Here is a 3,305-nt window from a genome sequence, read left to right on the forward strand (position 1 = left end):
CTCAAATAAAGAAATTTAGGTGCCTATATCGGTGGTGTCCACCTCTTCCCATTCCGAACAGAGAAGTTAAGCCCACCAGAGCCGATGGTACTGCGGTAACACGTGGGAGAGTAGGTCGGTGCCAAATCTTAAAAGAAACCCTTTAACAGAAATGTTGAAGGGTTTTCTTCGTTTATAAGCATTCTCTTCCGTAGCGTTCACTTTTCCAACATTAAGGAGTGAAGACAAGTTAAGGCACTGTTCCAATATATCTTGGATCAAGCGGAAAAGTTGGGGGATTCTTTAGGCATATATTTTCGATAATCTGAATAAGAAGAACTTGATATCCCTAACGCCTCTGGATGTTGCTCTAAAAGCTTTGATCTTTGCATTGAAAGATTCTGCGGAGGCATTCGTGGATCTGTTGATAAAGAAGTTAAGGATGTACAGATAATGCGATTGAATTGATCTGGCAACAGTCCTGAAGGAATCAATTCCGCATGCTTCTATCTCATTATACCCATATTGCCAATCTCTTAAAGGCCTGTTCCTTACTTTTGCATAGCCTGAATATATCCCCCAGTTTCTGGGCGATATCATATGCATTCTTTAATTTTGGATACCTTTGAAAAAGTAGCGCTGCTCTAAGTTCCTGATTCGAAGTCCATTTTGAGGGATGTTTAAACAAAAGATATCTGCTCCGTGCCAGCAATTGCTTTAACGTATCTCCATTGGCCAATACTTCTGGCTGGTAAGTAGCTTTGTTCTTTTTTGCAGTTGCAATATCCTCATTTTCTGCATCGATAGCCTTCCAACGATACTTTATCCTAACTTCCTGAACTGCATCATAAGCGAGTTTCTGAACATGGAAACGGTCAATTACCCGATGTGCGTTTACAAAACACCGTTTTATGGCCAATTGCATGTTCGCAGCCATATCCATGGTTACTTCCCGCACCCGTTTTCTTAGTCTTTCCGGAATCTTTTTCAGTACAGATATAATGTTTTCGGCCACTGTGCCTTTGATCATGGCCACAATAGCACCCTTTCTGCCTTTGGCTTCCTTATTGGTCACAACAGTATAAAGTTCACCATTGGACAAAGCTGTTTCATCAATACTGAGCCTGGGGCTCACGTTATTTGCAAAAAGCATCCAATCATCCGCATGACCTTTCTGGTCCCAACTGCTATAATCACTGATATGCTCTTTATATTGTTCCTGGAGCTGTTTGCCGTCAATCTGGAAATAATGTCCTAGATGATAGCAGCTAATGGGATGGTTATCCAAATATTCCTTTTAAAAAAAGACCGAATTCCGTAGTCATCCGAGCCCCTTTTCTTACTAAATCCCAATCTCTACTGATGATATCGCCAGTCTTTTTTACTGTCCACCTACGTCTTTTTATGCGCAGGGCGACTTTCTGCCCGCGGATAGGAAAATCCTGAATGGCAACTTCCGGAAGAAAGCCCTTTGATTCGAGCTCCGTTATCTGATAGCCTGAAGGGGCTATATTCTTCTCTTCAAGATAAATTTGAAGTTCTTTTAACTCTTTTTCTACTTTGAGTATTTCGAAATAATCCAGGATACCTCCTGGTAATAAAAAACTGATAAGGGTCTGTTCGGCTTGATTCAAGGGGATTCGTAATTGTTGTAAACTACAAAAGAAAGAAATTATTTAATTCCCCCCAACTTTTCCGCTTGATCCTATATCTTCTTGATGTCCTTGATCCCTTAATGGTGAAAGGGGATTGTAACAGCGGTTATTTCTGCCATTAAAGGGATTAAGATGGGTTAAGGGCCTGTCCCCGCAGATTATGCTGATCTCCCCTGAGTTTTACGCCTTCCGCCCCAGGTTCACTAGCCCTGATGGCAGCGGAAATCCCTTTTTGGCAGCGGTAGATTGTCTATCCCAAGGGTTTCCAAAAAGGATTGCAGCGTACAGCAGGACGGAACCCAACCTACATGTTACCGTTACTGCGCTCCAGATCATCAAAATGAAGGGTTCTGATTATGCTTAATAAATAAGTTAACGCTGCATTTAATTATTTAAGAAGATGTTTTTTACGATTATATTTCTGATACCGGGCACATTAATAGATTTAACCAGCCCTGTCTATAGAATACCGTTTAGCCTAATATAGCTTAAAGATTTAAATATGATTGTTCGAATCTGGAAAGGATTTGATATTTTGCGGCATAATTGATTTTAGATATGGCTTCAGGTTTTTTTGCAATTTTGGATGATATTGGTGCTTTAATGGACGATGTAGCGGTAACCGCTAAGGTAGCGGCCAAAAAGACCGCGGGGATTTTGGGAGATGATTTAGCCGTAAATGCAGAAAAATCAACTGGTTTTCTTTCTTCAAGAGAATTGCCGGTACTATGGGCTATTACTAAAGGATCATTTGTGAATAAGCTTATTATTGTTCCAATTGCGCTATTACTCAATTTCTTTTTTCCGGTAGCGATTAAAGTGATCTTGGTACTAGGCGGATTGTACCTGGCGTATGAAGGGGTGGAGAAAATTGTTGAATATTTTATTCATCGATCAAAGCCCACACATATCGAAGCAAAAGAGGTCATCCAAGAGGGGGAGTTGGAAGAAAAAGCGAAGATCAAATCAGCTATTATTACCGATTTTATTTTATCAATAGAAATCGTAATTATAGCTTTGGGAAGCGTACTCGAAGAAAAGCTGCTTATACAAATTATGACAGTGTCAGCTGTGGCTTTGTTGGCTACAGTTGGTGTTTATGGAATCGTAGCTGTTATTGTTAGAATGGATGATGCTGGATATCGCTTAATGAAGGCCTCTGGCGAAAAAGGTGTATTTTCATTCATTGGAAACCTATTGGTTCGTTCTTTGCCAATTATAATAAAAATATTAAGTGTTGTAGGAACAGTAGCATTGATCTTGGTTTCAGGGGGGATTTTTGCACATAATGTTGGCTTTCTACACCATGTTCTTCATACTTTACCTTCGATTCTTAGAGAATTTGCTTTTGGATTAGCAGCTGGACTAACCTCAGTGTTTATTTTAACTGTGGGTAAAAAGCTTTTGGCCATTGTCAGAAAATAAAGTATTGCCAGTATGCTATTTGCAGAGTGGATTTTTAATCTTTTTTAGCAAAGCAGGTTCTGTGCTACTATATAGGTTTGTTCCCGCTATCCGCTTTATCCCGATGAAAATCGGGATGCCCGCTGCTGTCGGGTTTAGCTGGCAGGGTCTTCCGGAGTTTTAAACGGCCGGGCGGAGGAGAAAACCCGGTAAGTCTGAAGAGACTAGACAGCTACAAACAGCTGTTCCCCTAAAAAGTTTTGCCCT

Annotated in this window: 4 protein-coding genes and 1 rRNA gene; 2 read left to right on the forward strand and 3 right to left on the reverse strand. The window is 40.5% G+C overall.

Going from position 1 to position 3,305, the window contains the following annotated elements; translation table 11 throughout:
• Positions 1 to 15: 15 nt before the first annotated feature.
• A 5S ribosomal RNA gene (gene rrf, locus LQ227_RS25505) occupies positions 16 to 127 on the forward strand.
• A 155-nt stretch (positions 128 to 282) separates the two neighbouring features.
• Here the strand turns inward: rrf and LQ227_RS25510 are convergent.
• The 3 genes from LQ227_RS25510 to LQ227_RS25520 are packed head-to-tail and all read right to left on the reverse strand — an operon-like array spanning position 283 to position 1,613.
• Positions 283 to 585 carry a transposase gene (locus LQ227_RS25510; protein WP_371823075.1) on the reverse strand — a complete coding sequence of 101 codons (303 nt, stop codon included), beginning with the start codon at positions 583 to 585 and terminating at the stop codon, positions 283 to 285.
• Complete coding sequence (locus tag LQ227_RS25515; protein ID WP_230151934.1) at positions 494 to 1,267, reverse strand: transposase; 774 nt, start codon at positions 1,265 to 1,267, stop codon at positions 494 to 496. The genes LQ227_RS25510 and LQ227_RS25515 overlap by 92 nt, the downstream gene beginning before the upstream one ends.
• On the reverse strand, positions 1,260 to 1,613 hold the full coding sequence (locus tag LQ227_RS25520; protein WP_230146578.1) for a transposase: 354 nt from the start codon (positions 1,611 to 1,613) through the stop codon (positions 1,260 to 1,262). The genes LQ227_RS25515 and LQ227_RS25520 overlap by 8 nt, the downstream gene beginning before the upstream one ends.
• Positions 1,614 to 2,192: 579 nt before the next feature.
• Here LQ227_RS25520 and LQ227_RS25525 point away from each other — a divergent pair.
• Positions 2,193 to 3,059: a DUF808 domain-containing protein gene (locus LQ227_RS25525; protein ID WP_230146575.1), complete on the forward strand. Its 867-nt coding sequence runs from the start codon at positions 2,193 to 2,195 to the stop codon at positions 3,057 to 3,059.
• Positions 3,060 to 3,305 lie beyond the last annotated feature (246 nt).

Origin of the sequence: Pedobacter sp. Bi27 (genome assembly GCF_918698255.1) — a bacterium.
Taxonomy (GTDB): domain Bacteria; phylum Bacteroidota; class Bacteroidia; order Sphingobacteriales; family Sphingobacteriaceae; genus Pedobacter.